We start from the raw sequence: 23149 nt of genomic DNA, 5'->3' as shown, positions 1-23149 counted from the left end.
CGTCGGTGAACCTATGGGGATGTGTTGGCCGGGCGAACCAGGAATGAAACGGGCAGGTGGCTGCCGTCCGCGAAATCCAGGGTGATGGCGACCATGTCGCCTGGTTTTAGCGCATGGGTGGCTTGCTCCAGCATCAAATGGTATCCAGACGGCGCCAATGCAAGCCGGCCGTGAGCAGGGATGCTTACCCGCTCGACCATGCGCATGGTGCTGTTGCCCGACGGGTCCTGTGTGCTCTGATGAAGCATGGCGGAGGCGTACGTGGCGCTATGCGCGGAAACGAGCGTTGCGGCCGAAGCACTCTCGTTGTCCAGCGTGACGTAGCCGCCGGCTGGCAAGTTGGCCGGCAGCAGCCGAATCCACGCATGGCTGGCCTTGATGTGATCGGCTTGCGCTGCCTGCACGCCGAGCGGGAGGAGCGCGCCGACGAGCAGAAACACGATGCGTTTCACGTTGCACCTGCCGGACTCAGCAATAGATGCAGATCGTGCACCAGCTTGTCCTGCGAATCGCTGGGCGTCGCCAGCAGGCGGGCTTTACCGGTGGCATCGAAAATGTAGATGCCGGAGCTATGGCTGACATCGTAACCACCGCCCCCTTTGTTGGGTTCGCGCGTGAAAGCGGCGCGGTAGCGTTTGGTCAGGGCTTCGATGTCGGACGGCGAGCCCGTCAAGCCCACTGCGTGGGGATCGAACGCGGTCACGTACTGATGCAAGACCTCGGTCGTGTCGCGTGCCGGATCCACGCTCACGAACAGGATGCGCACATCATCGGCAAGCGGGCCTAGCCGCTGCAAGACCACATGCAGATGGGCGAGCGTCAAAGGGCATACATCCGGACAGTGGGTGTAACCGAAATAAAGCAACGTGACCTTGCCGCGATAGTCGGCGGCACTGACCGCCTTGCCCTGATCGTCGGTAAGGTGGAAGGCGAGATCGGGCATGTGCCCGGAAATATCGGTGAGCTCCCACGGCATGGCTTGCTCTTGCCGCTGACAGCCGGCGAGCAAGAGGCCGGCAATGAGCATGGCCGATAGACACACAAGGCGGGCGAAACGCGAGAGCTTCATGCAAGAATCCCGGGCGGTTGAACCTGCTCAGCATACGCCACGCGATACGCGCCCAGCCCTTTTCGCACCCACGGAAACCACCCGATGCGACAACTTGCCCGAATCCATGAAGGTCTACTGGTCGGCGCCGCTGGCGCAAGCGCCGTGCTATTGGGCGCCTTCGGTGCGCATGCGCTCAAAGGCGTGTTGGATGCGATGCACTACACGCTTTGGCATACCGCCGTGGACTACCACGTCTGGCATGCACTGGCCCTGGCCATCACGGTCGCATGCGCGCATGGCAAAGGGCGTCGCGTTGCCGTGCTGGCGTTCCTAGTGGGAATCGTCATGTTTAGCGGGAGCCTGTATGCGCTGGCGCTTGGCGCACCGCGATGGGCGGGCATCATCACGCCGTTCGGCGGCGTGGCATTCATGGTCGGATGGGTGGCCCTCGGTGTAGGCCTGTGTGCGCGACGCGCTGATCCATGACAGATGCATCAGCGCGGTACGTCGTCCGCCATGGGTTTGACTTTGGTCGGCTTGAGCCGTCCGCTTTCTTGCAGTGCATGACGCAATACATATTCGATCTGTGCGTTGACACTGCGCAGCTCGTCGTCGGCCCAGCGTTGCATGGCTTCCAGCACAGTAGCGCTGATGCGAAGCGGATAGGCTTTTTTTTCTGCCGACATAACGCGATTAGCTGTAGAGCGTGCCGGTATTGATCACCGGCTGCGTTGCATGCTCCCCGCATAGCACGACCAGCAGATTGCTCACCATCGCCGCTTTGCGCTCTTCGTCGAGATCGACGACACCCTGGCTGCGCAATTTTTCCAGCGCCATGGCGACGATGCCGACCGCACCCTGCACGATGCGCTCGCGTGCCGCGACAATCGCGCTGGCTTGTTGTCGTTGCAGCATCGCCTGGGCGATTTCCTGGGCATAGGCAAGATGGCTGATGCGCGCTTCCGTCACCTGTACGCCGGCTTTTCCCAGCCGTGCCTGGATTTCATCGCGCAGATGGTTGTTGATGTCATCACCGTGGCTGCGCAGGGACGGCTTGCCATCATCGTTACTGTCATACGGATAGCTTTGCGCCATCTGGCGTAGCGCCGATTCGCTTTGGATGGTCACGTAGTTTTCGTAGTTGTCCACGCAGAAAACGGCCTCGGCGGTGTCGATGACCTGCCATACGATCACGGCGGCAATTTCGATCGGATTGCCGTTGCTGTCGTTGACCTTCAGCTTGCCGCTTTCGAAGTTGCGTACGCGCAGGGACAGGCGCTGCCGGGAGTAAAAGGGGTTGGTCCAGCGCAGGCCTTCCAGCCGCACGCTGCCGGCGTACTTGCCGAACAGTTGCATGACCTGTCCTTCGTTCGGTGCGACCTGAAAGAAGCCTTTGAGGAACAAGATCGTCAATGCATGGATGACGAGGCCCACGGCAACGATCCCGCTTGGTTCGGCGCCGCTGGCGGCGCTCAGATAGCACCACGCGCCCGCGAATGCGAGCACGAGGCAAACAAAGATGAATGGAATCCCGGCAATCGAAAACGCAGTACGTTCATTCATGGCAAAGCCCTCCAGTGGCGGCAATTAGATATCAAAATGATATCTAGCGCAACAAGGCTGTGCCAAGCTGGAGCAAGCTAGGACCGAAAGAGGGTTATTTCGAGGCGCCGGATGCCCCGGCTTGCCCGGTGGGGGCGCCGCCGCCGGGCGAAGCGTTGTACATCTCGGCGAAGGTGTGCACGGCATCGATCTGGATGCTGCCAAATTCATCCGCGGCCTTGAAGAAGTGCCATGGGTTGCCGTCGCCGATGTCCAGCGCAATATGGCCGCTGTCGAAATGCGCGACACCGGGGTCGAAGCTGCGCCAACGGTGTCCTACCCATGCGGTCACCCAGGCGTGCGGTATGAACACGCGGTCCTTGTTGTCGTAGCGGTCGGTATAGAGCATGCCCACGACGACACGTGCGGGGATGTTCTCCGCCCGGGCCATGGCCGCTAGCAACACCGCCGATTCGACACAGTCGCCACGCCGATCCCGCGCCACTTCCAGTGCCGAGGCGTAGCCGATATCCAAGCCCCGCTTGGAAAGGTAGCGACCGACAAACGTATTGAGGTTGCCCATGATGTGGCTCGCGCTTTGCGCATCGCCCGCGGCGAGCGTCGCAAGCTGCCGAATTTCCGGTGCGTCCGATTGCAACCATGCATTCGGTCGCGTGTCGGCCGGCGTGGGCGGGCTTTGGTCGTCGAGCAGGCTGCGATAAACGTTGATCTGCCATTCGCCATCGGCAAGCTTGGCAACCGACTGTTCATCCGTATCGATGAACGGCTTGGTGATGTTCTTGTTGGTGATGCGTACGCGATAGCTTAGGAAATCGCCGAGCATCTCCGATGTGATCAGGCGCGGTGAATCCACCGTGGCCGAATCCATCATGTTCAGGCTTTCGTCCGGCAAGTTGGCGCAAGCCTGGCTGCAGGCGAGCATGTCCATCGATGTGCCGAGCAGGGAGAGTGAGCCCTTGCGGATGTTTCCGTCGGCGTCCAGCCAAAGGTCGACCGATTGGGTGCTGCCGGGGCGTTGCAGCGTTTCGCGCTGGTGACTCAAGGTTTCGGCGTGATCAGGAAATTGCACGCGCTCGTTGCCGATGACCTCTACATTCAGCGTCATCGGTTGCTGGCTCGCCTGGTTGTATACCTGCAGCGTGTAATGCATGCCGGGATGGCCAATCGCCGCCCGCATGGCCTGGCGTTGACCTTCCACCAGCAACGCGCCGGCGGGCCATTCGGTCACTGAACGGCGCTCACTGCCGCCCACGTTGTTGACCAGCTCCAGGCTTCCGTCGGGCAATCGTGTGCCTTCCACCGACGTCTGCGTGGCAGACATCACGGTGCTCATGCTGAAGCTGAGCGGTTGACCGTCGGGCGTTTCGACGCTATGGCTGATGTTTGTATAAGGCGCCACTTTATGGTTGCGCTCGACATCCATCACCAGCGTTTGCGTGGTGACGATGGTGTTGCCGACTTGAGCGCGCTGGATTTCCTCGTGACCGATCTTGCGGCCATTGAGCAGCACGGTCATCCAGATGGTAGTCGGATCAGTGGACGCGGCATCCACCGCGGCGGCCATGGCAGGGCCGCAGGCAACGCACAACATCGGCACCAGCAAAAGCGGGGCAATCCTGCTGCGCATAATCGATCCGTGGGGAACGGAGTTAAAGCTAGTGAATACCTGCTTTAGCCCGGCGTCAATCTGCACTGCGGCAAGTACAATGGCGCTTTTGGGACGCTCTGATGAAAGCCTTTGGCACGCCTAATTCCGCCCATGCCCTGAAGGTGTTGTTGCTCGGAGCCGGCGAGCTTGGCAAGGAAGTGGCCATCGAACTCCAGCGCTACGCCGTGGAAGTGGTCGCCGTGGATCGCTACGCGGATGCGCCGGCGATGCAGGTGGCGCATCGCAGCCATGTGGTCGACATGCTGGACGGCAACGCCTTGCGCGTCCTGATTGCCCAGGAGCAGCCCGATCTGGTCGTGCCGGAAATCGAGGCCATCCACACGCCGACCTTGCTGGAGCTGGAAAAAGAAGGCTTAAAGGTGGTTCCTACCGCCCGCGCCACGTGGCTTACGATGAATCGCGAGGGCATTCGCCGGTTGGCTGCCGAGGAGTTAGGGCTGCCGACCTCGCCCTACCGGTTCTGTGATACCGAGGCCGACTATAACGATGCCGTCGCGATCATCGGCTATCCCTTCGTGATCAAGCCGGTGATGAGCTCTTCGGGCAAAGGGCAGAGCATCGTGCGAGATGCGAGTGAGTTGAGCGATGCCTGGGATTACGCCCAATCCGGTGGCCGGGCTGGCAAGGGGCGGGTGATCATCGAGGGCTTCGTGCCTTTCGATTACGAAATCACCCTGCTTACTGTGCAACATAAGCAGGGCACCTCTTTTTGCGCGCCCATCGGGCATCGCCAGGAAGACGGGGATTACCGCGAATCCTGGCAGCCGCAGCCCATGAGTGCGGTCGCCTTGGCAGAGGCGCAGCGCCAGGCCCAGGTCATTACGGCTGCGCTGGGCGGTTGGGGGGTGTTCGGCGTGGAATTCTTCGTAAGGGGCGACCGCGTGATCTTTTCCGAGGTCAGTCCGCGTCCGCACGACACCGGGCTGGTCACGTTGATTTCGCAGGATCTGTCCGAATTCGCGCTGCATGCGCGTGCGATTCTTGGGCTGCCCGTTCCTTCCATTGTTCAACAGGGGCCTTCGGCGTCCTGTGCCGTATTGGTGGAGGGCGACGGGCGCGCACCGCGCTATCACGGTGTTGCTCAGGCCCTGGCAGAACCCGATACGCAACTGCGCATCTTCGGCAAGCCCGAAGTGAAAGGCCGCCGACGCATGGCGGTCACCTTGGCGCGCGATAACGACATCGAGGCGGCGAAAGCCAAGGCGATTCGTGCCGCGGAGGCGCTGCGCATCGAGTTGTAGAATGCGCTGATGTGCACCCTCTCCCTGCGGGAGAGGAGAAAACCCGAATGGAGAGCGATGATGGAACCCTCAGGCTTCGCGCATTGGCTGGTCGTGCTGGTGGAAACCTTCGCATTGCTGTTCGTGATGCTGTTGGTGTTCGCCGTGCTGTTTGTGATGGTGGTATGGGTCACTGATCGCAATCAGACGCACAACTCGGTGTTGCGCAACTATCCGGTGATCGGGCACTTCCGTTATTGGTTCTTGCACCTGGGCGAATTCTTCCGCCAATACCTGTATTCCAGCGATCGCGAGGAACTGCCGTTCAACCGCGCCCAGCGCATGTGGGTGTATCGCGCGGCGAAGAATTCCGAAAACACCAATGCGTTCGGCTCCACGCGCGATCTGCATGCCGAAGGTGTACCGTTCTTCGTCAACGCCGCGTTTCCGGCGCTGGGCGACACGCATGTCGAACCCAGCCCCGTGCGCATCGGTCCGTATGCGCGCGAGCCTTACGATCATGCGGCGTTTTTCAATATTTCCGCGATGAGTTTTGGCGCGCTCTCCGCGCCGGCCGTGCGTGCGCTGTCGATCGGGGCGGCTAAAGCGGGCATATGGATGGATACGGGCGAAGGCGGATTGTCGCCGTATCACCTTGAAGGCGGTTGCGATATCGTGTTCGAAATCGGCACCGCGAAATACGGCGTACGTACGCCCGACGGCAAGCTGGACGACCAGAAACTGCTAGCCATTTGCGCGCACAAGCAAGTCAAAATGGTCAGCATCAAGTTGGGGCAGGGTGCCAAGCCTGGCATGGGCGGTTTGTTGCCGGCGGCGAAAGTGACGCCGGAGATCGCGGCGATTCGCGGCATTCCGGCAGGGCAGGATTCGCAAAGCCCCAACCGCCATCTGGATATCGCCAACGTGTCGCAGTTGATGGATGCGGTGAACCACATTCGCGATCTCACCGGTAAGCCTACCGGCTTCAAAGCCGTGTTCGGCGACATGCAATGGATCGAGCAGCTGTGCGACGAAGTGAGCAAGCGCGGCATCGAGAGCGCGCCGGATTTCATCATCGTCGATGGCTCCGAGGGTGGCACCGGCGCGGCGCCGCAAACGTTGATGGAAGGTGTTGGGCTGCCGTTGCGCGAAGCATTGCCGGCGCTGGTCAATACGTTGATCGTGCGAGGCCTGCGCGAGCGCGTCAAAGTGATCTGTTCGGGTAAATGCATTGCCGCCTATGACGTGGCGTGGGCGTTGTCGATGGGCGCGGATTTCGTCAATTCAGCGCGCGGCTTCATGCTGGCGCTGGGGTGCATTCAGTCGCTGCAGTGCAACCGCAACACCTGTCCCACGGGTATCACCACGCAGAATCCACGATTGCAGCGCGGTCTGGTGGTGACGGACAAGAGCGAGCGCGTGGCCCATTACGCGCACAATGTCATGCACGAGGTCGGCATCATTGCGCATAGTTGCGGCGTGGATGATCCACGTGAACTTGATCGCACGCATTGCCGCGTGATGGGTGAGGATGGGATTTCGGTGCCGTTGATCAAACTGTTTCCGTATCCGGAAAAGGTTGCGGAGAACGTTTGAACATGTTCCACCGTCATTCGGGCCTGCGCCGGAATGACGAGCGCATCAGTGCAGTGGATCAAGGCTACTCAATCCCGCTTCAAATCCACCCAGCCTTCAGCCGTGCGAACCTGCAGGGGCTGGAAGCGTCGCTTGTAGTCCATCTTCGGATGGCCGTCGATCCAGAAGCCCAGGTAGACCCACGGAATGCCGCGCCGCTTTGCTAGTTCCACCTGTTGCAGAATGGCGAACGTGCCCAGGCTGCGATCTTCTTCGTCCGGGTCGTAAAACGTATAGACGGCCGAAATGCCGGTCATGCATACGTCCGTAACCGCCACGCCGAGCAGACGCTCGCCCAGGTGCAGCTCCAGGAACAATGTGGGGCTCCATGGCGCAGTGAGGAAACGCCGAAAATCGCTGGCCTCCGCCTCATCCATGCCGCCGCCGGGATGGCGCGTGCGCAGATAGCGGGAATACAACGCATGGCGCTCGCTGTTATAGCCGGCCATGCATTCGCGAACGATCAGATCCTTATTGCGTTTCAGGCAGCGGCGTTGTGAACGGTCCGGCTTGAAATGGGCTACGTCGATGCGGCAGGGCGTGCACGCATGGCAGTTTGGGCAATGCGGAAAATACAGGTGCCCACCCGCGCGTCGAAAACCATGATCCAGCGCCGCGCCATAGAGCCGGTCCAGCTGCGGGGCAGCCGGATCGATCACCAGATTTTGCGCGGTACGTCCCGGGTAATAACCGCAGGCGTGCGGCAAGGTCTGGAACAGGCGGACGTGGTCAGAGCGCATGAGGGGATTCTATGACCGCCACGGGGCACTGTGGCAAGCGTAAAAGCCTTCACGCGGCTTTGTTACAGAACGTGCAGATAACGTAGCGCCAACACCATGAAAACGCCCAGGATCGCCAGCATCACGATGCGCCGCACCCTCGTGACGGTGTGTTCACGGCGCGCGTACACGGACGCCACCGGATCGCGCGAAACCCGCAGCTCCTCGGCAAAGCGGACTTCCGGCTCGATGCCCAGCGTGCGCAGAAGTTCGCGCGCCTTGGTGAAATCGTCAGCCCGGCTTACCCAGACCTGCGGCCAGGCGTCCCGGTTCTCGCTGCGTTGGGAGTAGCTGAAGCGCTGATAGCTGGGTTTGTTCCAGTTGGAGCGATTGGTGATGGTGGTTTCGACCCCGTTTTCGGCCATGAAGGCCGCCACGCGATCGATGTTTTCCTGACGGGGAGAGGTGTAGAGCAGGCGCATGCGGCAAGTTTACTCGGCACGCAGCCGGATCAACCCTTCCTGGGCCGTGGAGGCCACCAGACGGCCGTCGCGAGTAAAGATCTGCCCGCGTGCCAGCCCGCGCGCGCCCTGTGCCGTAGGGCTGTCGAAGGAGTACAGCAGCCACTCGTCCACCCGGAACGGCCGGTGGAACCACAGCGCATGATCGAGACTGGCCATTTGAAGCTGGGGGGTGAGGTAGGAAATGCCGTGAGGCAAGGTGGCCGTGCCGATCAGGTGGAAATCCGATGCGTATGCCAGCATGGCCCGGTGCAGGATGGCCGAGTCGTTGATGGGCGAGGTGAGCCGGAACCAGATGTGCTGGATCGGCGGCCGTTTGGCCGGGTGCAATTCATTGCGCGGCCACACCTGGCGGAATTCGAACGGCCCGTCGATGCCCAGCCAGCGCTGCAGCTTCACAGGCAGGCGGGCGAGGTCGTCCTGGGGCACGCGGTGCATGGGTTCCACGTCTTCCGGCTCGGGAACCTCAGGCATGCCGGACTGGTGCTCGAAGCCCTTCTCCGGAACCTGGAACGAAATCGCCCCATTGAGAATGGGTTGCCCGTGCTGGATCGCCACCACCCGGCGGGAGGAGAACGAGCCGCCATCGCGCGCGCGTTCCACGCTGTAGACGATGGGCGCGTCGATGTCGCCGGCGCGCAGGAAATAGGCGTGCAGCGAATGGGCCTCGCGGGAAGGGTCTACCGTCTGCTGGGCCGCGGCCAGCGCCTGGCCAAGCACCTGGCCGCCGAAGACATAGCGCGTGCCGATATCACGGCTCTGGCCCCGGAAGAGGTTGTCTTCCAGCCGTTCGAGCTGCAACAGCTCGACCAGTTCCTTGACATGTTCGTCCGGCATACGACTAACCCCTGGTGCGCAAATGACCGACGATTATAGCGGGCTAATCCGCTTGCCCTCAGCGCTGCGAGCCGATCCGGCGCAGGCCGCTGCCAGCCAGCACCTCGTCCCACGGGAATAACGGGCCAGGATCGAGCTTGCGCTGCACTTGCCGATGCGGGTCGTCGCTGGCCGGCACGCGGGCCGTGTCCAGATCTTCGTGACCTGCGATCTCGTGCAGGTTCGGGTATTGCGTGCGCAACTGCGCCAGCAGCGCGCGCAGCGCTGCAATTTGCGCCGCCGTATACGGTTCGGTCATGGTCTGCTGGCGCGTGTCGAACCAGTTCGGGTAACGCCCGCGGTTCACCAGTTCGATACCGATCGAGGCCGGGTTGTAGCCGCGCACGTGATTGGCGACCCGGGTGCCGGGTACATAGCGGTATATCGAGCCGTCGCGGTCGATGTAATAGTGGCCGCTGTTGCCGGCACCGCTTTCGTACAGCACGCGTTCGCCGTATTCCCGCGCGGTGGCCAGATCTGGCAGTTCGGTACAGTGGATCACCACCAGCGCTACCGCGCTGGCGGGTCGTTCCGGCAGGCGGCTTACATAGGGCAGCGGCTGGTCGTGGATGGTCAGCATCGGCATGGCGGGCAGTCTTGCACGCGCAAGTGCGCTGAACCAAGAGGAGCGTGGCAGTGCACGGCGTGCCGTGCTCCAGGCGGGCTATCATGCACACCCCGCCGGCATTCCATGGAGCCTCCCATGCCTGGACACGTCATTCTTTCCCACGGTTCGGACTCAGGACCCGACGCTACCAAGGTCAGCGTGCTGGCAGAGCTTGCCCAATCGATGGGATGGAGCACAGAGCGGCCTGATTTTCGCGAGGACGACAAACTGGGCCACGCCGCCTCCGTGGCGCCACGCATCGCCCGGTTGCACGAGCGCATGGCCGCGTGCAGCGCACCGCCGGTGCTGGTGGGTTCCAGCATGGGGGCGTTCGTTTCCGGGCTGGCGTCGCTCGAATTGCCGGTGGCGGGCTTGTTCCTGCTTGCCACGCCCGCGCTTATTCCCGGCAACGACCTGGCCTTCGACGTGCGCCTGGATGTCCCCACGCTATTGGTTCACGGCTGGGGTGATGAGGTCTGTCCGCTGGATGAGGTCTACGAGTTCGCCGGGCGACGCCAGCTTCCCTTGCTGATCCTGGATGACGACCATCGCCTTGGCGCGCACATTGACGCCATCAGCCGCCACTTCGGCCTTTTTCTGGAACAGTTGGCGGCAAGCGCTTGAATTCATTTTTTGCAACCTGTCCGAAAGGACTCGAATATCTCCTGCGCGACGAACTGATCGCGCTGGGCGGCGCCGACGTGCACGAGGCACTTGCCGGTGTGCGTTTTTCGGGCAGCCTGGAAACCGCCTATCGCGCATGTCTATGGTCGCGCCTGGCGAGCCGTATCCTGTTGCCGATTGCGGAATTCGATGCCGCCTCGGACGATGCGCTTTATGCCGGCGTACAAACGATCGAGTGGACCGATCACCTCGCCCCGCATGCAACGCTTGCGGTAGATGCCAACACCTCGCAGAGCAAGCTCACGCATAGCCAATACCTGGCACAGCGTGTGAAAGACGCCGTGGTCGATCAGTTCCGGGAGCGCGGTCTTAATCGTCCCGACGTGGATACGGAAGAGCCCGACGTGCGCATCAACCTGCGCATGCGCCGCGATCGCGCCACACTGTCGATCGACCTGGCCGGGGCGCCCCTGCATCGCCGTGGATGGCGCCAAACGCAAGGCGAAGCGCCGCTCAAGGAAAACCTCGCTGCCGCCATGCTGCTGCGCGCAGGGTGGCCTGCCGTATACGCGCAAGGTGGCGCGTTGCTCGATCCCATGTGCGGCTCAGGCACCCTGCTGATCGAAGGCGCGTTGATGGCAGCGGATGTCGCCCCCGGCCTGCGTCGCCCCTACTACGGATTCCTCGGCTGGAAACAGCACGACATTGCCCTGTGGCGTAGTTTGCTCGCTGAAGCGAACCGGCGCGCGGAAGCCGGACTGCCGGCGCTGCGCAGTTGTTTCTTCGGCTCCGATGCGGACCCGCGCATGGTTCAGACGGCCAAACGCAATGCACAGGAAGCAGGCGTGGCCGGGTTTCTAACGCTGGATCGCCATGACATGCAACACGTGCGGCCCCCATCTGGCTTTGCGCAGGGATTGGTGATCACCAACCCGCCGTATGGCGAACGGCTGGGCGAGCGCGAAGGGATGCCCGCACTTTATCGCAGCCTCGGCGAAACGCTGCGCGATCATTTCACCGGCTGGCGTGCGGCGGTACTTGCGGGTGATGCCGAACTGGGTCGTGCCACGACGCTGCGTACCGACAAGAAATACACGCTCTACAACGGTGCGCTGGAAACGGTGCTGCTGATCTTCGAATTGCATCCACGCGACGACACGCCGCGCGAAAAGCCGCCGCTATCGCCCGGCGCGCAGATGCTGAAGAACCGGCTGGAGAAAAACCTAAAGCACCTGCGCAAACGGCTGGAGCGCGAAGGCATCCATGCGTGGCGCGCTTACGACCAGGATCTTCCCGAATACGCCGCGGCGATCGATGTATACGTCGATACATCGGATGCCGCGCATTTGCACGTCCAGGAATATCGTGCACCGGCCGATGTGCCTCAGGAACTGGCGCGCACGCGTATGCGTGAAATAACGCGGGTGGCCGGCGAAGTATTCGATATGCCGCGTGCACGCATCGCCATCAAGACCCGCGAGCGCGGCAAGGGTGGTTCCAAATACGGTCAGTTCGACCAGCGCGGAGAATTCATCGAGGTGGAAGAGGGCGGCTTGACGTTCCTGGTCAATCTTCACGATTACCTGGATACGGGCCTCTTTCTCGATCACCGTCTGGTGCGGGCGAAGCTGCGTGAGCTGGCCGCGGGAAAGCGCTTCCTCAATCTATTTGCCTACACCGCCACCGCAACTGTCTATGCGGCGGCTGGCGGCGCGCGCGATACCACCAGCGTGGATTTGTCCGGTACGTATCTGGAATGGGCGTCGCGCAATCTTGCGCTGAACGGATTCACCGGCGAAAAACATCGCCTGATCCAGGCCGATGCCACGACTTTTCTGCAGCGCACGCACGAGCGCTACGGCCTGATCTACGTCGATCCGCCCACGTTTTCCAACTCCAAGCGTGCGGACGATTTCGATGTTCAACGCGACCATGTTGCACTGTTGCTGGCATGCGCAAATCGGCTGACGGCTGACGGTGTGATCGTGTTCTCAAACAACTTCCGCCGTTTCTCGCTTGATCGCCAGGCGCTTGACTCGCGCCTGGTTATCGAGAGCTGGGGTGCGGGCAGTATTCCGTTTGATTTTTCGCGCCGCGCAAACATTCACGATTGCTGGCTACTGCGGTTGCGTCCAGCTGACGGCCCGCTAAATCCTTGGGATGCGGCACGTATTAAGAAATGAAACCCTTCAGTACAGATTAAGCGCGCCAGGATGACCATTCACGTCGTGCAAACGGAGGTGTGTCATGGTCAAACGTAGTGTCGGCAAGTTCGTTGCAATTGGCTTAGCGCTTGCTGCGGCAGCGGCTTTACCCGTGGGCGCCTCGGCGCATCCCTGGGGTGGTTCGGGCTGGCACGGGTATCACGGCGGTGGTTACTATCACGGTGGTTGCTGCTATCGCGGCGGTTACTGGAGTGGCGGCCGCTGGATCGCTGGCGCCATCGTCGGTGGCGCAGTGGCCGGCCTTGTGGCGGGTGCGGTAGCGGGCCCGCCGGTGTATTACGCACCGCCGCCGGCGGTGGTGTATGCACCGGGTACAGTGGTTTATTCAGCGGCACCGCCGCCGGTGGTTACCACCACGGTCGTGACGACGGATCCCTACCAAACCCGCTATGTCGGTCCGGCGTACTGATCGCCGGAAATAGCAAATAGCATGGATAAAGAGCCCGGTCATGCCGGGCTCTTTTTTGCGTCAGTGGGACGGTGCCTGGGTCGTAATGCTGTGATACGTGGAGCCGGCGCGGTAGTGCTCATACGTCGCTTCATCGATCAGGCCGACCGATTCGATAGCGCAGGGTGGTTGATACCTGGAACGCACTTTCTCACCCACGCCACCGCAAATGCGAAATACGCTCGTCGCTTTGTCCGCTTGGCTGGGGACGAACAGCAGGCCGGGGTTGCCGATACCCAATTTGTCGCAGCTCCCTTGCAGTTTGACCAGATAGCGTTGATGCGGGCCGGTGCGAACGATAACGGTTTTTGGATTGACCACATGCCATTCGTTGATCAGATCGGTGCGGATGCAATCCTTATAGGGAAGCGTGTTGTGCATTGGCGCTGATTGCGCGAGCGAGGCCCCCGCCATGGCGGCCAGAGCAAGGGTCAGCACTGCAGAAATGACGGCTTTCATGGAAGTCACCTCACGGCTGTTTGTTGAGCGTTCAATGCAGTGGCCCGATCCTTCCCATGCGCGGGAGTCAGGATGCCATTGCGTGGGAGGCATGATGTCAGAAAATCGGCGTGCACGATTGTGCAGCGCAGGGCGAAGACATCCACAAAGAACCCAGGTACCCTGTCACATTATTTGAACAACACGTGCGGCATGGTGGCTGTATGATCGTCCGCTGTTTCGCGCTTCTGAAGGTGTATCGCAGCACGTTCGCCGTTACCGAGTCTGCGCTATGAATGTCCCAGCATTCGCTCCCTATACCGAAGATGCAGTCACGCGATTCATGCGTATCCGTCGCCAGACACTGGCGCTGTGCGCGGGATTGAGCGGCGAAGATCTCCAAGTGCAGTCGATGCCGGAGGCCAGCCCCGGCAAATGGCATCTTGCGCACACCACATGGTTCTTCGAGCAATTTGTGCTGGGCTGCGATCCAGCCTATCGCTCGGCCGATCCGGCATGGGACTACCTGTTCAATTCCTACTACGAATCGGTTGGGCCGATGCATGCGCGTCCAAAACGCGGGTTGCTCACGCGGCCCACGCTCGATGACATTCGCGACTATCGTTCGCGCATCGACGAAGCCGTCGGTGAACTTTTGGTGCGTGGCGTTGACCAACCTCTCGCAGCCCGGATCGAACTGGGCTTGCAACACGAACAACAACATCAAGAATTATTGCTTACCGACATCAAGCACGCGTTCTGGTGCAATCCCTTGCAACCCGCCTATCACCATGCGTCATCGCCCAACGAAAGCAGAAGCGCCCCGATGCGCTTCGTGCCGGGGCGGCAGGGGCCGATGGATATCGGCCATCATGGCGACGGTTTTGCTTACGACAATGAAACACCGCGCCACACGACATGGCTGTCCTCGCATGCACTGGCAAACCGGTTGGTAACGAATGACGAATACCTCGCTTTCATCCGTGACGGTGGCTATCGCGATGCCGGACTCTGGCTTTCCGATGGCTGGGTACGCGTACAGCGCGATGGATGGGAGCGGCCATTGTATTGGCAGCAAGACCTGACGAGCGAGTTCACGCTCGCAGGTATTCAACCGCTGGATCCCCACGCGCCGGTGTGTCACATCAGCTATTTCGAGGCCGATGCGTTTGCACGCTGGGCGGGTGCGCGTTTACCGACGGAAGCCGAGTGGGAAGACGCCGCGGCGCGATTGCCCCTGCACGGCAACTTCCAGGACAACCTTCGCCTCCATCCGATCGCGATGCCATCGGGTGATGGTCTGCTGCAAATGTATGGCGACGCCTGGGAGTGGACAGCCTCTCCTTACGTCAGCTATCCAGGTTTTAAGCCGCTGCCCGGTGCACTGGGCGAATACAACGGCAAATTCATGAATGGCCAATGGGTCTTACGCGGCGGCTCATGCGCAACGCCGCGCGATCACATACGCGCCAGTTACCGCAATTTCTTTCCGCCCCATGCCCGTTGGCAGTTCGCGGGTATTCGCCTGGGACAGGACCGATGAATGTACAAGCTTATGTAGTGCGCGACGAACAACGTCCGCCTGACAATGTGTTGTTGCAAGTGGTGCAGCGTGGTTTGCGCGCGCAGCCCAAGCACCTGCCATCCTGGCTATTTTATGACGAACGTGGTTCGGCACTGTTCGAGCAGATTTGCGAGCAGCCGGAGTATTACCTCACGCGTGCTGAAATTGCTCTGTTGAAGGAGCATGCGGGCGATATCGCGCAGGTGCTGGGTCCCGACGTGCGCCTGGTCGAATATGGCAGCGGCCACGCCATCAAAACGCGACTCCTGCTGGAGCATTTGGCGACGCCTGTGGCCTGGGTTCCGGTGGAGCTCTCCATTGAGCCACTACGGCTGGGCATGGAGCGCATGGCGGCGCATTTTCCGCATCTTCCGATCCAGCCGTTGGCGGTCGATTTTACGCGTCCCCTGCGCTTGCCGGTGCCGCCGCGCGCACCGCGCCGCACTGTGCTGTATTTTCCAGGGTCCACCATCGGCAATTTTGAAGACCGCGAGGCCGCGCAGTTGTTACGCAAAATGCGCAGCGAGATGGGTGACAACGGCGGCATTCTGGTGGGTGCTGATTTGAAGAAAGACCGCGCGACCATCGAAGCGGCCTACAACGATGCAGCGGGCGTCACCGCCGAATTTACCCTCAACCTGCTGGTGCGACTGAATCGCGAGTTGGGTTGCAATTTCGAGTTGGGCGGCTTCCGGCATCGCGCGCGTTACAACGCTATGGCTGGCCGGATCGAAACACATATCCTCAGCCAGCGGGAACAATATGTGCGCGTGGGGCGTTTGCAGATTCCTTTCCGCAAGGATGAAGCCATGCTGGTGGAATATAGCTGCAAGTATTCAGTGGCCGATTTTGCAGCGCTGGCCGCGGCTGCGGGACTGGCAGTGCAGCGCGTGTGGTTTGATCCGGAGCGGATGTTCAGCTTGCACTATTTGACGCGTGCGGCGTAACCGCTCCCTCCCCTGCGTGTAGGAGGGGAGGGAAGTTCGATGTTCATTAGGCCGCCTTGCGCGTCCCAAGCCTTCCAAGCACATCCTGCGCCGCACGAATGCGCTCTGTGGAGCCCGGCAATTCCAGGTTGATCTTCAGCTTGTCCTGACCGTCCAGCTTATACACGCGCGGATAATTCTGAATCAGGCGAATAATGGCCATCGGGTCGACATCCGGCTTGTCGCGAAACGTGATGCGGCCGCCATTGGCGCCCAAGTCCAGCTTGCGGATGCCAAGCGGCGTGGCGGCCAGTTTCAAGCCGGTAACGGCGAACAGGTGCTTGACGGCATCGGGAAGCAGGCCGAAGCGATCGATCATTTCCACCTGCAATTCGCGCAATGCCTCTTCGTCGCGCGCGCTGGCAATGCGCTTGTACAGCGTCAGGCGCGCATGCACATCCGGCAGATAATCGTCGGGAATCAGCGCAGGCAGATGCAGTTCCACTTCGGTTTCGTGCTCGGAGCTCAAGTCGAAGTCCGGCACGCGGCCGGATTTCAAGGCGCGCACTGCGCGTTCCAGCAATTCCGTATAGAGACCAAACCCAATTTCCTGGATCTGCCCTGATTGCTCATCGCCCAGCAATTCGCCAGCCCCGCGAATTTCCAGGTCGTGCGTGGCAAGTGTGAAGCCGGCGCCGAGCTCTTCCAGCGACGCAAGCGCTTCCAGGCGCTTCTCCGCATCGGCGGTGATGGAGCGTCTGTCCGGCACGATCAGATACGCGTAAGCGCGATGATGCGAACGTCCGACGCGGCCACGCAATTGATGAAGCTGTGCCAGGCCGAACCGATCCGCGCGATTGATGATGATGGTGTTGGCAGTGGGAATGTCGATGCCGGTTTCGATGATGGTGGTGCATACCAGCACATTGAAGCGCTGGCGATGGAAGTCGGCCATCACCTGTTCCAGTTCGCGCTCGGGCATCTGGCCGTGCGCAATGCCGATGCGCGCCTCGGGGAACAGTTCCTGCGCTTCGCGCGCGGTACGTTCGATGCTCTCCACTTCATTGTGCAGAAAATACACCTGGCCACCACGCTGCAGCTCGCGCTGGAACGCTTCGCGAATCAATGCCGGTTCCCAGGCGGACACGAACGTGCGCACCGCCATGCGATGCGCGGGCGGCGTAGCAATCAAGGACAAATCGCGCAGACCGCTCATCGCCATATTCAGCGTGCGCGGAATCGGCGTAGCGGTCATGGTCAGCAGATCTACCTCGGCGCGCAGCTTCTTGAGCTGTTCTTTCTGGCGCACGCCGAAGCGTTGTTCTTCGTCAACGATCACCAGGCCCAGTTGCTTGAACTTCACATCAGGCTGCAGGAGCTTGTGCGTGCCGATGATCACGTCGATCTGCCCGTCGGCCAGGCGCTTGAGCGCCTCGTTCACGTCCTTGGTGGAGCGAAAGCGCGAGAGCACATCCACTTTTACGGGCCAGTCCGCAAAGCGATCGGCGAAGTTGCGGTAATGCTGTTGTGCGAGCAGCGTGGTGGGAACCAGCAGTGCCACTTGTTTGCCGGCGGTGGCGGCGGCGAATGCGGCGCGCAAGGCGACCTCGGTTTTGCCGAAACCTACGTCGCCGCAAATCACGCGATCCATCGCGCGCGGTGCGGCCAGATCACCGAGTACCGCATCGATGGCGCGCGCCTGATCGGGCGTTTCCTCGAACGGAAAATTACTGCCAAATTCCTCGACCAGCTGGCGATCGATCGGCAAGGATTCACCGCCGCGGGCCTCCCGCTGTGCGTAAATCGCCAGGAGCTCGGCCGCCACGTCGCGTACTTTTTCGGCCGCTTTTTTGCGTGCGCGTTCCCAGGCATCGCCGCCCAGCGAGTGCAGCGGCGCCAGTTCCGGCGCAGTGCCGGAATAACGGCTGACCAGGCCCAGCTGCGCCACCGGTACGTAGAGTTTGTCACCCTTGGCGTATTCGATGATGAGGAATTCGCCCTGCAAGCCGCCGAGCTCCATCGACACCAGACCCTGATAACGGCCTACGCCATGGTCGACGTGCACGATTGGCGCACCCACGGAGAGTTCCGTGAGGTCGCGAATAATCGCTTCGGGATCGCGCGCTGCGCCACGCCGGCGCTTCCGTTCGGTGCGTACGCGCTCGCCGAACAGTTCGCGTTCGGTGAACACGGTGATAGCGGGTTTCTTCAGTGCAAAGCCTTGCTCAAGCGGCGCGATGATGATCGCCAGCTTGTTCGACCCGTTGAGAAAGCTGGGCCAGCTGTCCAGGTTTTCCGGACGAAGGCCGGGCACGGCCAATTGCTCGAGCAGGGCTTCGCGGCGGCCGGCCGAATCGGCGGCGACCAGGATGCGGCCCGGATACGCCTCCACGAAATGGCGCAGCGACGTGCCAGGCTCTTCACCCTTGCGATTGAGCGGCAGCTCCGGAGCGGGTTGGGTGCCGGCGTCGACGGCGTGCTCATGACTGCTATCGACCACTTCCACGCGCAGGCGCTTGTTGAGCTGTTCGCGCAACTGCTCGGGCGAAAGATAAAGCTCCGCTGGCGGCAGCACAGGACGCTCGATGTCGTGCGCGCGCTGATCGTAACGTTCGGCCGTCTGTACCCAGAATTGTTCGGACGCCTCGTGCGTGCCTTCGCCGAGTACGAATAGCGCATCACCGGCGAGGTAATCGAACAGCGTGGCGGTGTTCTCGAAAAACAGCGGCAGGTAATACTCGATGCCGCCGGGCGTGACAGCTTCCTTCATGTCCTGATAGAGCGGACAGCGGCGCACGTCGATGGGGAAACGTTCGCGCAGGCGATTGCGAAATGCCTTGGCCGCGTCGTCGGTCACAGGAAATTCGCGTGCCGGCAGCAGCTCCACTTTTTCCACCTGCTGCTGCGAGCGCTGTGTTTCCGGATCGAAACTGCGGATCGATTCCACTTCGTCGTCGAACAGCTCCACGCGATAAGGCGCGCTCGCGCCCATCGGGAAAATATCGATCAGCGCACCGCGCACGGCGAAGTCGCCCGGCTCGGCCACTTGCGGTACATGACGATAGCCGCAGGCTTCCAGGCGCCGTTGTTCCGTCGCCAGATCGAGCTTCTGGCCCTTGTGCAGCATCAGCCCGGAACCGGTGATGTGCGAGCGTGGCGCGATGCGCTGCATGAGCGTCGAGGCTGGCACGACCAGCACGCCGCGCGTCACGCTGGGCAGTTGATAGAGCGTGGCGACGCGTTGGGAAACGATATCCGGATGCGGACTGAAGACGTCGTAGGGCAGCGTTTCCCAATCGGGAAAATGCAGCACCGGCAACGTGCCTGCAAAAAGGCGCAGCTCGTCCTCCAGCGCGTGGGCGCGCTGCGTATCGCGCGTTACCGCCACCAGCAGGCCCTCATGCGACCTTGCGGCCTCGGCAATCAGCAAGGCGCGCGCGGAGCCGTGTGGCGGTGTCCAGAAGCGGCGTTGCTTGGGGCTGGTGGGGAGGGGCGGGTGACTGACTGTCTGCATGGGAAGGGTGCGGAGGGAAAGCGCGGGTATGACGCCCAGCGAGCGCGCAAGTTTAGCGCGTCGGCTGTGGTGGATTGTTCGTCATGCAGCCAGCAATGATGCTGGGCGATCGCCGCTACGACTCGATGCTGCTGCTCCACCTGCTGCCTTGTCCGCCGGGCGGCATGGCGGACAAGGCGCGCGTGTTCGACCATCTGAAGGCGCATCTGGCGGAAGAGTGTGCTGTACTGCGCCCTGATCCTCACGCAACACGGCAACGCGGCGTGCTTTACGGCGCGCGACCCTAAAGCGTAAGCCGGATCTGCGCGGTGCCCGGTTCGCCCGGAACCATCTGGGCGGCGAAGCCCAGTTCCTTGCACAGTGCCAGCATGGGGCGGTTTTCCATCAGCACATAGCCCCAGATTTCGTTGAGGTTGCGGCGGCGGCATTCGTCCACCAGGCGCTGCATCAGCAGGGCGCCCAGGCCGATGCGTGTCCATTCGCGTTCCACCAGCACGGAGAACTCGGCCGTGTTGCTGGCGATATCCACGAAGATGCGCCCCACGCCGCGCAGTTCGGCCGGCTGCACGGTTTCATCGATCAGCACGAAGGCTGCTTCCACCTCGGGGTCGATCCGGCACAGGCGCTGCGCCAGGGGCGCGGGGAGCTCGGACATGGCATGCATGAAGCGGCGGCGCACATCCTCCGGCGGAAGCCGCTTGAAGCAGCGCTGGATGGCCGCTGCGTCGCCCGGCTCGATGCTGCGCAGGATCAGCTCACGACCGTCGGCGGTATGCACCCGCTCGCCGGGTGGGGCAGCGCAGACGGGCGAGGGCGAATAACGCTCGCGGCTACGCGGCGGCAGGTGGGCGTGCCGGGAGAGGGGCTCGAAGTCGCGGGCAGCGGTCATCATCATCCCCATACTTTACCGTATTGTTTGCGTTGCAGCATGAACGCGCGGCAAGCAGGTCGGGCTATTTGGCGGCGGGAAAGCGCTATTGGTTGCGTCGAGTTGTCGCAAAGCAGCATGAATGGGCGCTAGTCGGCTACGTCCGGCTCGAAAAAGCTCCAGCGCACGTCGGCGAAGTGCGCCTTCATCGCCTTTTCGACGGTGTTGATGGCCTCGATCAGGCTCAGATTATCGGGGGTGGGCACCATGCGCGCCTTGATCGCCACCATCACGTCCGGCCCCATCTGCAAGGTGATCAGGTTGAGCACTTCGGCAATCTCCGCCCGGCCGTGCAGGAAGGCAAGCAGCTCCGCGCGTCGGCGCGGTTCCACGCCCTGGCCGATCAGCAAGGCCTTCACTTCGATGGCCAATGCGATCGCCACGACGATCAGCAGCACGCCGATGGCAATGGTGCCCAGCGCATCGAACAGCAAGTTGCCGGTGAGCATGGCCGCGCCGATGGCCACGGCAGCCAGGCATAAACCGAGCAGTGCGGCGAGATCTTCGCCGAAGATCACCAGCAACTCGCTGGAGCGCGTTTCACGAAACCACTGCCACAGGTTTTGTTCGCCGCGTGCCTGATTCACCTCGCGCAGGCAGCCATGCATGGAGATGCTTTCCATCACGATGCCAAACGCCAGCACTCCCAGCGCCACCCACGGCCAACGCAGCGGCTCCGGATGCGCGAGCTTGTGTGCGCCTTCGTAGACGGAGAACAGGCCGCCCACGGCAAACAGCAGCACTGCCACCACGAACGACCAGAAATACAGCGCCCGTCCCCAGCCAAGGGGGTATTCGTCGGACGGCGGCCGCTTCGACTGACGCATGCCCAGCAGCAGCAGCAGCTGGTTACCGCAATCGGCCAACGAGTGAACGGCCTCGGCCAACATCGCGCCCGAACTGGTTATCACCGCAGCGGCCAGCTTGGCGATGAAAATGGCGAAGTTGGCGCCCAGCGCCAACAGGATCGCCTTGAGCGAATTGGCGTGTCCGGACATGGGCGAGAGGTCAGTGGATACCCACGCCTACACCTACACCGAAACTGATATTGGGATGGCCCGCACGCATTTCGGCGGCCGTCCAGCGATGCGATTGCGCCACTGTCATGAGCGGGTAGACGTAAGGCGCTTGATCCACACTGCCAGCGCGCGTGCCACTGAGTTGCCCGCTCAACGTGACCAGGCTGCCGTTGGGGAAATTGAAGGCTTCCACGTAGCCCGGAAAGATCGCAATGAAGCGGCCCGCGCCTTGCGCATTCGGCCGCGGCCGCTGCGAGGAATCCAGCGGGTAGGCCAGCACTTCCATTTCGGTGTGGTCAGGGAAGTTGCGCACGCTGACCACGCTCCCGCCCCAGATCACCGCGCCATTGCCGAACTGTTCCGGTGCGTGAGCCACTTGCGCGGGCAGCGCCGTTACGGCGCCGGGTGCGGTCTTGTAGATCGGCGCCGGTGCACAGGCCGTCAGCAGCAGTAAGGCAAGCGGCGCGAACGGACGCAAAGCGGTGCGGAGGTTCATGGCGATATCCCTTCAGCGAACGTGCAACGGCTTGAGCTTAGCGGGGACGCCTGGGCGGCGGTAGCGGCTTGGTGTGACGCGGCGATGACGGACCGGCGGCATCCTGCTCCTGCACCAGCCAATCCAGCTGCCATTGCGCCGCGCGTTCTTGCGCCAGCAGGCGCGCCATGGCTTGCAGAGGGTCGCGCAGCATCTGGTCAAGATTCCAGGGCGCGTTGAGAATCGCCATCCCCGAGCCGTTCAAGCGCAATGGTGAATCGTCCGGGCGCACCAGCAGTTCGGCCCGCAACACGCGTCGCGCGCCGCAATGCTGCAGCCAGCGAAGAAAAGGCTGCACCTGGCTGCGCAGCTTGATCGGGTACCAGATCGCATACATGCCAGTGGGCCAGCGCTGCAGTGCTGCCTTAAGCGTTGCTTCGATGAGGCGGAATTCATTGTCCTGTGCTTCGTACGGGGGATCGATCAGCACCAGGCCGCGTTTTTCCTTCGGCGGCAGCAAGCCTTTGAGTGCTTCGTAACCGTTACGGTGATGCACGTGCACGCGATGATCCCGCGCAAACAGCTCGCGCAGGCGCGACACTTCTTCAGGATGCAGTTCGCAAAGCTGTGCGCTATCGGTTGCCCGCATCGCTCGCGCCGCTTGCAGCGGTGAACCGGGGTATAGCTTCAGGCCGTGCTCATTGCCTGGCAAAGCAAGGATGGCATCAAGCCAGTGGCGCAGCAGCGACGGCAGGGTGCCTTGTCCGCCCTGTCGCAGGTCAGGAAACATCAGGCGCGCAATGCCATCGCGGTATTCGCCCGTCTTGCCTGCTTCTTCGCTGTCGAGTGCGTAGCAGCCACTGCCTGCGTGCGTGTCGATCAGCGCGAACGGCGTGTCTTTTGCCTCCAGCGCCTGGATCAGCGCAAACAACACACTGTGTTTGAGGACGTCGGCAAAGTTGCCTGCGTGATAGGCGTGGCGATAGTTCATGGGTGCTCGCAAAGGCAGGGTTGCCAGGGATAGTAATACGCCACGGTGATGCGCTTGCGCAGCGAGCAAGGTTTCAGGTGTGGCCTTCGTGAAAAAGGACGCTGGAACAAGGCATGCGCAAGCGGTCGGGTTGTAC

General features: G+C 61.8%; 24 protein-coding genes. 9 read left to right on the top strand and 15 right to left on the bottom strand.

All coding sequences use genetic code 11. From position 1 onward, the window contains the following. Positions 1–11: 11 nt before the first annotated feature. Entirely contained in the window at positions 12–452 is a 441-nt protein-coding gene (locus tag DWU98_RS11775; protein WP_115495754.1) for a copper chaperone PCu(A)C, read from the bottom strand. Beyond that, positions 449–1069, bottom strand: a complete 621-nt coding sequence (locus DWU98_RS11770) for an SCO family protein (protein ID WP_115495753.1) — start codon at positions 1067–1069, stop codon at positions 449–451. Before DWU98_RS11770 ends, DWU98_RS11775 begins: the two co-directional genes overlap by 4 nt. An 84-nt stretch (positions 1070–1153) precedes the next feature. On the opposite strand from DWU98_RS11770, the gene DWU98_RS11765 reads away from it, so the two are divergent. Next, positions 1154–1537: a DUF423 domain-containing protein gene (locus DWU98_RS11765; protein ID WP_115495752.1), complete on the top strand. Its 384-nt coding sequence runs from the start codon at positions 1154–1156 to the stop codon at positions 1535–1537. A gap of 8 nt (positions 1538–1545) precedes the next feature. Here the strand turns inward: DWU98_RS11765 and DWU98_RS11760 are convergent, their stop codons facing one another. The 3 genes from DWU98_RS11760 to DWU98_RS11750 all read right to left on the bottom strand — a co-directional run bounded on the left by DWU98_RS11760 (position 1546) and on the right by DWU98_RS11750 (position 4241). After that, on the bottom strand, positions 1546–1737 hold the full coding sequence (locus DWU98_RS11760) for a type II toxin-antitoxin system antitoxin (RefSeq protein WP_115495751.1): 192 nt from the start codon (positions 1735–1737) through the stop codon (positions 1546–1548). A gap of 7 nt (positions 1738–1744) precedes the next feature. Continuing rightward, the gene (locus DWU98_RS11755; protein ID WP_115495750.1) at positions 1745–2614 is read right to left on the bottom strand and encodes an SPFH domain-containing protein; all 870 of its coding nucleotides are present in this window, start codon (positions 2612–2614) and stop codon (positions 1745–1747) included. A 94-nt stretch (positions 2615–2708) separates the two neighbouring features. After that, positions 2709–4241 (bottom strand): transglutaminase-like domain-containing protein, encoded by a 1533-nt coding sequence (locus DWU98_RS11750; protein ID WP_115495749.1) that lies wholly within the window; start codon positions 4239–4241, stop codon positions 2709–2711. 101 nt (positions 4242–4342) lie between these two features. On the opposite strand from DWU98_RS11750, the gene purT reads away from it, so the two are divergent. Continuing rightward, positions 4343–5524: a formate-dependent phosphoribosylglycinamide formyltransferase gene (purT, locus tag DWU98_RS11745; protein WP_115495748.1), complete on the top strand. Its 1182-nt coding sequence runs from the start codon at positions 4343–4345 to the stop codon at positions 5522–5524. A gap of 60 nt (positions 5525–5584) precedes the next feature. After that, a complete protein-coding gene (locus DWU98_RS11740; protein WP_115495747.1) occupies positions 5585–7099 on the top strand; it encodes an FMN-binding glutamate synthase family protein in 1515 nt (504 codons plus the stop codon). A 68-nt stretch (positions 7100–7167) separates the two neighbouring features. Here DWU98_RS11740 and DWU98_RS11735 read toward each other — a convergent pair whose 3' ends face one another. From DWU98_RS11735 to DWU98_RS11720, 4 genes are all read right to left on the bottom strand, one after another. Further along, the gene (locus DWU98_RS11735; protein WP_115495746.1) at positions 7168–7878 is read right to left on the bottom strand and encodes an arginyltransferase; all 711 of its coding nucleotides are present in this window, start codon (positions 7876–7878) and stop codon (positions 7168–7170) included. Between the two features lie 62 nt (positions 7879–7940). After that, positions 7941–8339: a hypothetical protein gene (locus DWU98_RS11730; protein WP_115495745.1), complete on the bottom strand. Its 399-nt coding sequence runs from the start codon at positions 8337–8339 to the stop codon at positions 7941–7943. 9 nt (positions 8340–8348) lie between these two features. Beyond that, on the bottom strand, positions 8349–9215 hold the full coding sequence (gene tesB / locus DWU98_RS11725) for an acyl-CoA thioesterase II (RefSeq protein WP_115495744.1): 867 nt from the start codon (positions 9213–9215) through the stop codon (positions 8349–8351). 58 nt (positions 9216–9273) lie between these two features. After that, a complete protein-coding gene (locus DWU98_RS11720) occupies positions 9274–9840 on the bottom strand; it encodes an N-acetylmuramoyl-L-alanine amidase (protein WP_115495743.1) in 567 nt (188 codons plus the stop codon). Between the two features lie 117 nt (positions 9841–9957). Between DWU98_RS11720 and DWU98_RS11715 the strand changes: the two genes are divergently transcribed. From DWU98_RS11715 to DWU98_RS11705, 3 genes are all read left to right on the top strand, one after another. Continuing rightward, positions 9958–10485, top strand: a complete 528-nt coding sequence (locus tag DWU98_RS11715) for an alpha/beta hydrolase (RefSeq protein WP_115495742.1) — start codon at positions 9958–9960, stop codon at positions 10483–10485. Further along, entirely contained in the window at positions 10482–12668 is a 2187-nt protein-coding gene (gene rlmKL / locus DWU98_RS11710) for a bifunctional 23S rRNA (guanine(2069)-N(7))-methyltransferase RlmK/23S rRNA (guanine(2445)-N(2))-methyltransferase RlmL (RefSeq protein WP_115495741.1), read from the top strand. Before DWU98_RS11715 ends, rlmKL begins: the two co-directional genes overlap by 4 nt. A 64-nt stretch (positions 12669–12732) precedes the next feature. Further along, positions 12733–13119 (top strand): hypothetical protein, encoded by a 387-nt coding sequence (locus tag DWU98_RS11705; RefSeq protein WP_115495740.1) that lies wholly within the window; start codon positions 12733–12735, stop codon positions 13117–13119. Between the two features lie 60 nt (positions 13120–13179). Here DWU98_RS11705 and DWU98_RS11700 read toward each other — a convergent pair whose 3' ends face one another. Beyond that, entirely contained in the window at positions 13180–13617 is a 438-nt protein-coding gene (locus tag DWU98_RS11700) for a DUF6491 family protein (protein ID WP_115495739.1), read from the bottom strand. 271 nt (positions 13618–13888) lie between these two features. On the opposite strand from DWU98_RS11700, the gene egtB reads away from it, so the two are divergent. Beyond that, entirely contained in the window at positions 13889–15139 is a 1251-nt protein-coding gene (gene egtB, locus DWU98_RS11695; protein ID WP_115495738.1) for an ergothioneine biosynthesis protein EgtB, read from the top strand. Next, a complete protein-coding gene (egtD, locus tag DWU98_RS11690) occupies positions 15136–16107 on the top strand; it encodes an L-histidine N(alpha)-methyltransferase (RefSeq protein WP_115495737.1) in 972 nt (323 codons plus the stop codon). Before egtB ends, egtD begins: the two co-directional genes overlap by 4 nt. Positions 16108–16153: 46 nt before the next feature. Here egtD and mfd read toward each other — a convergent pair whose 3' ends face one another. After that, entirely contained in the window at positions 16154–19600 is a 3447-nt protein-coding gene (gene mfd, locus DWU98_RS11685; RefSeq protein WP_115495736.1) for a transcription-repair coupling factor, read from the bottom strand. Positions 19601–19683: 83 nt separating this feature from the next. Between mfd and DWU98_RS11680 the strand changes: the two genes are divergently transcribed. Further along, positions 19684–19887 carry a hypothetical protein gene (locus DWU98_RS11680; RefSeq protein ID WP_147293308.1) on the top strand — a complete coding sequence of 68 codons (204 nt, stop codon included), beginning with the start codon at positions 19684–19686 and terminating at the stop codon, positions 19885–19887. Here the strand turns inward: DWU98_RS11680 and DWU98_RS11675 are convergent. The 4 genes from DWU98_RS11675 to DWU98_RS11660 all read right to left on the bottom strand — a co-directional run bounded on the left by DWU98_RS11675 (position 19884) and on the right by DWU98_RS11660 (position 23013). Further along, positions 19884–20489, bottom strand: coding sequence for a GNAT family N-acetyltransferase (locus DWU98_RS11675; RefSeq protein ID WP_115495859.1), 606 nt, complete (start codon positions 20487–20489; stop codon positions 19884–19886). The genes DWU98_RS11680 and DWU98_RS11675 overlap by 4 nt on opposite strands. A gap of 128 nt (positions 20490–20617) precedes the next feature. After that, positions 20618–21526, bottom strand: a complete 909-nt coding sequence (locus DWU98_RS11670; RefSeq protein WP_115495734.1) for a cation diffusion facilitator family transporter — start codon at positions 21524–21526, stop codon at positions 20618–20620. A 10-nt stretch (positions 21527–21536) separates the two neighbouring features. Further along, positions 21537–22043, bottom strand: a complete 507-nt coding sequence (locus DWU98_RS11665) for a Slp family lipoprotein (RefSeq protein WP_115495733.1) — start codon at positions 22041–22043, stop codon at positions 21537–21539. Between the two features lie 37 nt (positions 22044–22080). Further along, positions 22081–23013 carry a 23S rRNA (adenine(2030)-N(6))-methyltransferase RlmJ gene (locus DWU98_RS11660; RefSeq protein WP_115495732.1) on the bottom strand — a complete coding sequence of 311 codons (933 nt, stop codon included), beginning with the start codon at positions 23011–23013 and terminating at the stop codon, positions 22081–22083. Positions 23014–23149: the final 136 nt, after the last annotated feature.

The sequence above is a fragment of the Dyella monticola genome (assembly GCF_003363155.1).
Lineage (GTDB): Bacteria > Pseudomonadota > Gammaproteobacteria > Xanthomonadales > Rhodanobacteraceae > Dyella_B > Dyella_B monticola.
Note: the sequence above shows the minus strand (reverse complement) of the source record. Positions and strands in the feature narration are given on the sequence as shown.

What these genes read in the sequence shown, in the direction of transcription:
- DWU98_RS11770 (WP_115495753.1), bottom strand. Translation starts at nt 1,069, where the DNA reads ATGAAGCTCTCGCGTTTCGCCCGCCTTGTGTGTCTATCGGCCATGCTC.
- DWU98_RS11765 (WP_115495752.1), top strand. Translation starts at nt 1,154, where the DNA reads ATGCGACAACTTGCCCGAATCCATGAAGGTCTACTGGTCGGCGCCGCT.
- DWU98_RS11760 (WP_115495751.1), bottom strand. Translation starts at nt 1,737, where the DNA reads ATGTCGGCAGAAAAAAAAGCCTATCCGCTTCGCATCAGCGCTACTGTG.
- DWU98_RS11755 (WP_115495750.1), bottom strand. Translation starts at nt 2,614, where the DNA reads ATGAATGAACGTACTGCGTTTTCGATTGCCGGGATTCCATTCATCTTT.
- DWU98_RS11750 (WP_115495749.1), bottom strand. Translation starts at nt 4,241, where the DNA reads ATGCGCAGCAGGATTGCCCCGCTTTTGCTGGTGCCGATGTTGTGCGTT.
- purT (WP_115495748.1), top strand. Translation starts at nt 4,343, where the DNA reads ATGAAAGCCTTTGGCACGCCTAATTCCGCCCATGCCCTGAAGGTGTTG.
- DWU98_RS11740 (WP_115495747.1), top strand. Translation starts at nt 5,585, where the DNA reads ATGGAACCCTCAGGCTTCGCGCATTGGCTGGTCGTGCTGGTGGAAACC.
- DWU98_RS11735 (WP_115495746.1), bottom strand. Translation starts at nt 7,878, where the DNA reads ATGCGCTCTGACCACGTCCGCCTGTTCCAGACCTTGCCGCACGCCTGC.
- DWU98_RS11730 (WP_115495745.1), bottom strand. Translation starts at nt 8,339, where the DNA reads ATGCGCCTGCTCTACACCTCTCCCCGTCAGGAAAACATCGATCGCGTG.
- tesB (WP_115495744.1), bottom strand. Translation starts at nt 9,215, where the DNA reads ATGCCGGACGAACATGTCAAGGAACTGGTCGAGCTGTTGCAGCTCGAA.
- DWU98_RS11720 (WP_115495743.1), bottom strand. Translation starts at nt 9,840, where the DNA reads ATGCCGATGCTGACCATCCACGACCAGCCGCTGCCCTATGTAAGCCGC.
- DWU98_RS11715 (WP_115495742.1), top strand. Translation starts at nt 9,958, where the DNA reads ATGCCTGGACACGTCATTCTTTCCCACGGTTCGGACTCAGGACCCGAC.
- DWU98_RS11705 (WP_115495740.1), top strand. Translation starts at nt 12,733, where the DNA reads ATGGTCAAACGTAGTGTCGGCAAGTTCGTTGCAATTGGCTTAGCGCTT.
- DWU98_RS11700 (WP_115495739.1), bottom strand. Translation starts at nt 13,617, where the DNA reads ATGAAAGCCGTCATTTCTGCAGTGCTGACCCTTGCTCTGGCCGCCATG.
- egtB (WP_115495738.1), top strand. Translation starts at nt 13,889, where the DNA reads ATGAATGTCCCAGCATTCGCTCCCTATACCGAAGATGCAGTCACGCGA.
- egtD (WP_115495737.1), top strand. Translation starts at nt 15,136, where the DNA reads ATGAATGTACAAGCTTATGTAGTGCGCGACGAACAACGTCCGCCTGAC.
- mfd (WP_115495736.1), bottom strand. Translation starts at nt 19,600, where the DNA reads ATGCAGACAGTCAGTCACCCGCCCCTCCCCACCAGCCCCAAGCAACGC.
- DWU98_RS11680 (WP_147293308.1), top strand. Translation starts at nt 19,684, where the DNA reads ATGCAGCCAGCAATGATGCTGGGCGATCGCCGCTACGACTCGATGCTG.
- DWU98_RS11675 (WP_115495859.1), bottom strand. Translation starts at nt 20,489, where the DNA reads ATGACCGCTGCCCGCGACTTCGAGCCCCTCTCCCGGCACGCCCACCTG.
- DWU98_RS11670 (WP_115495734.1), bottom strand. Translation starts at nt 21,526, where the DNA reads ATGTCCGGACACGCCAATTCGCTCAAGGCGATCCTGTTGGCGCTGGGC.
- DWU98_RS11665 (WP_115495733.1), bottom strand. Translation starts at nt 22,043, where the DNA reads ATGAACCTCCGCACCGCTTTGCGTCCGTTCGCGCCGCTTGCCTTACTG.
- DWU98_RS11660 (WP_115495732.1), bottom strand. Translation starts at nt 23,013, where the DNA reads ATGAACTATCGCCACGCCTATCACGCAGGCAACTTTGCCGACGTCCTC.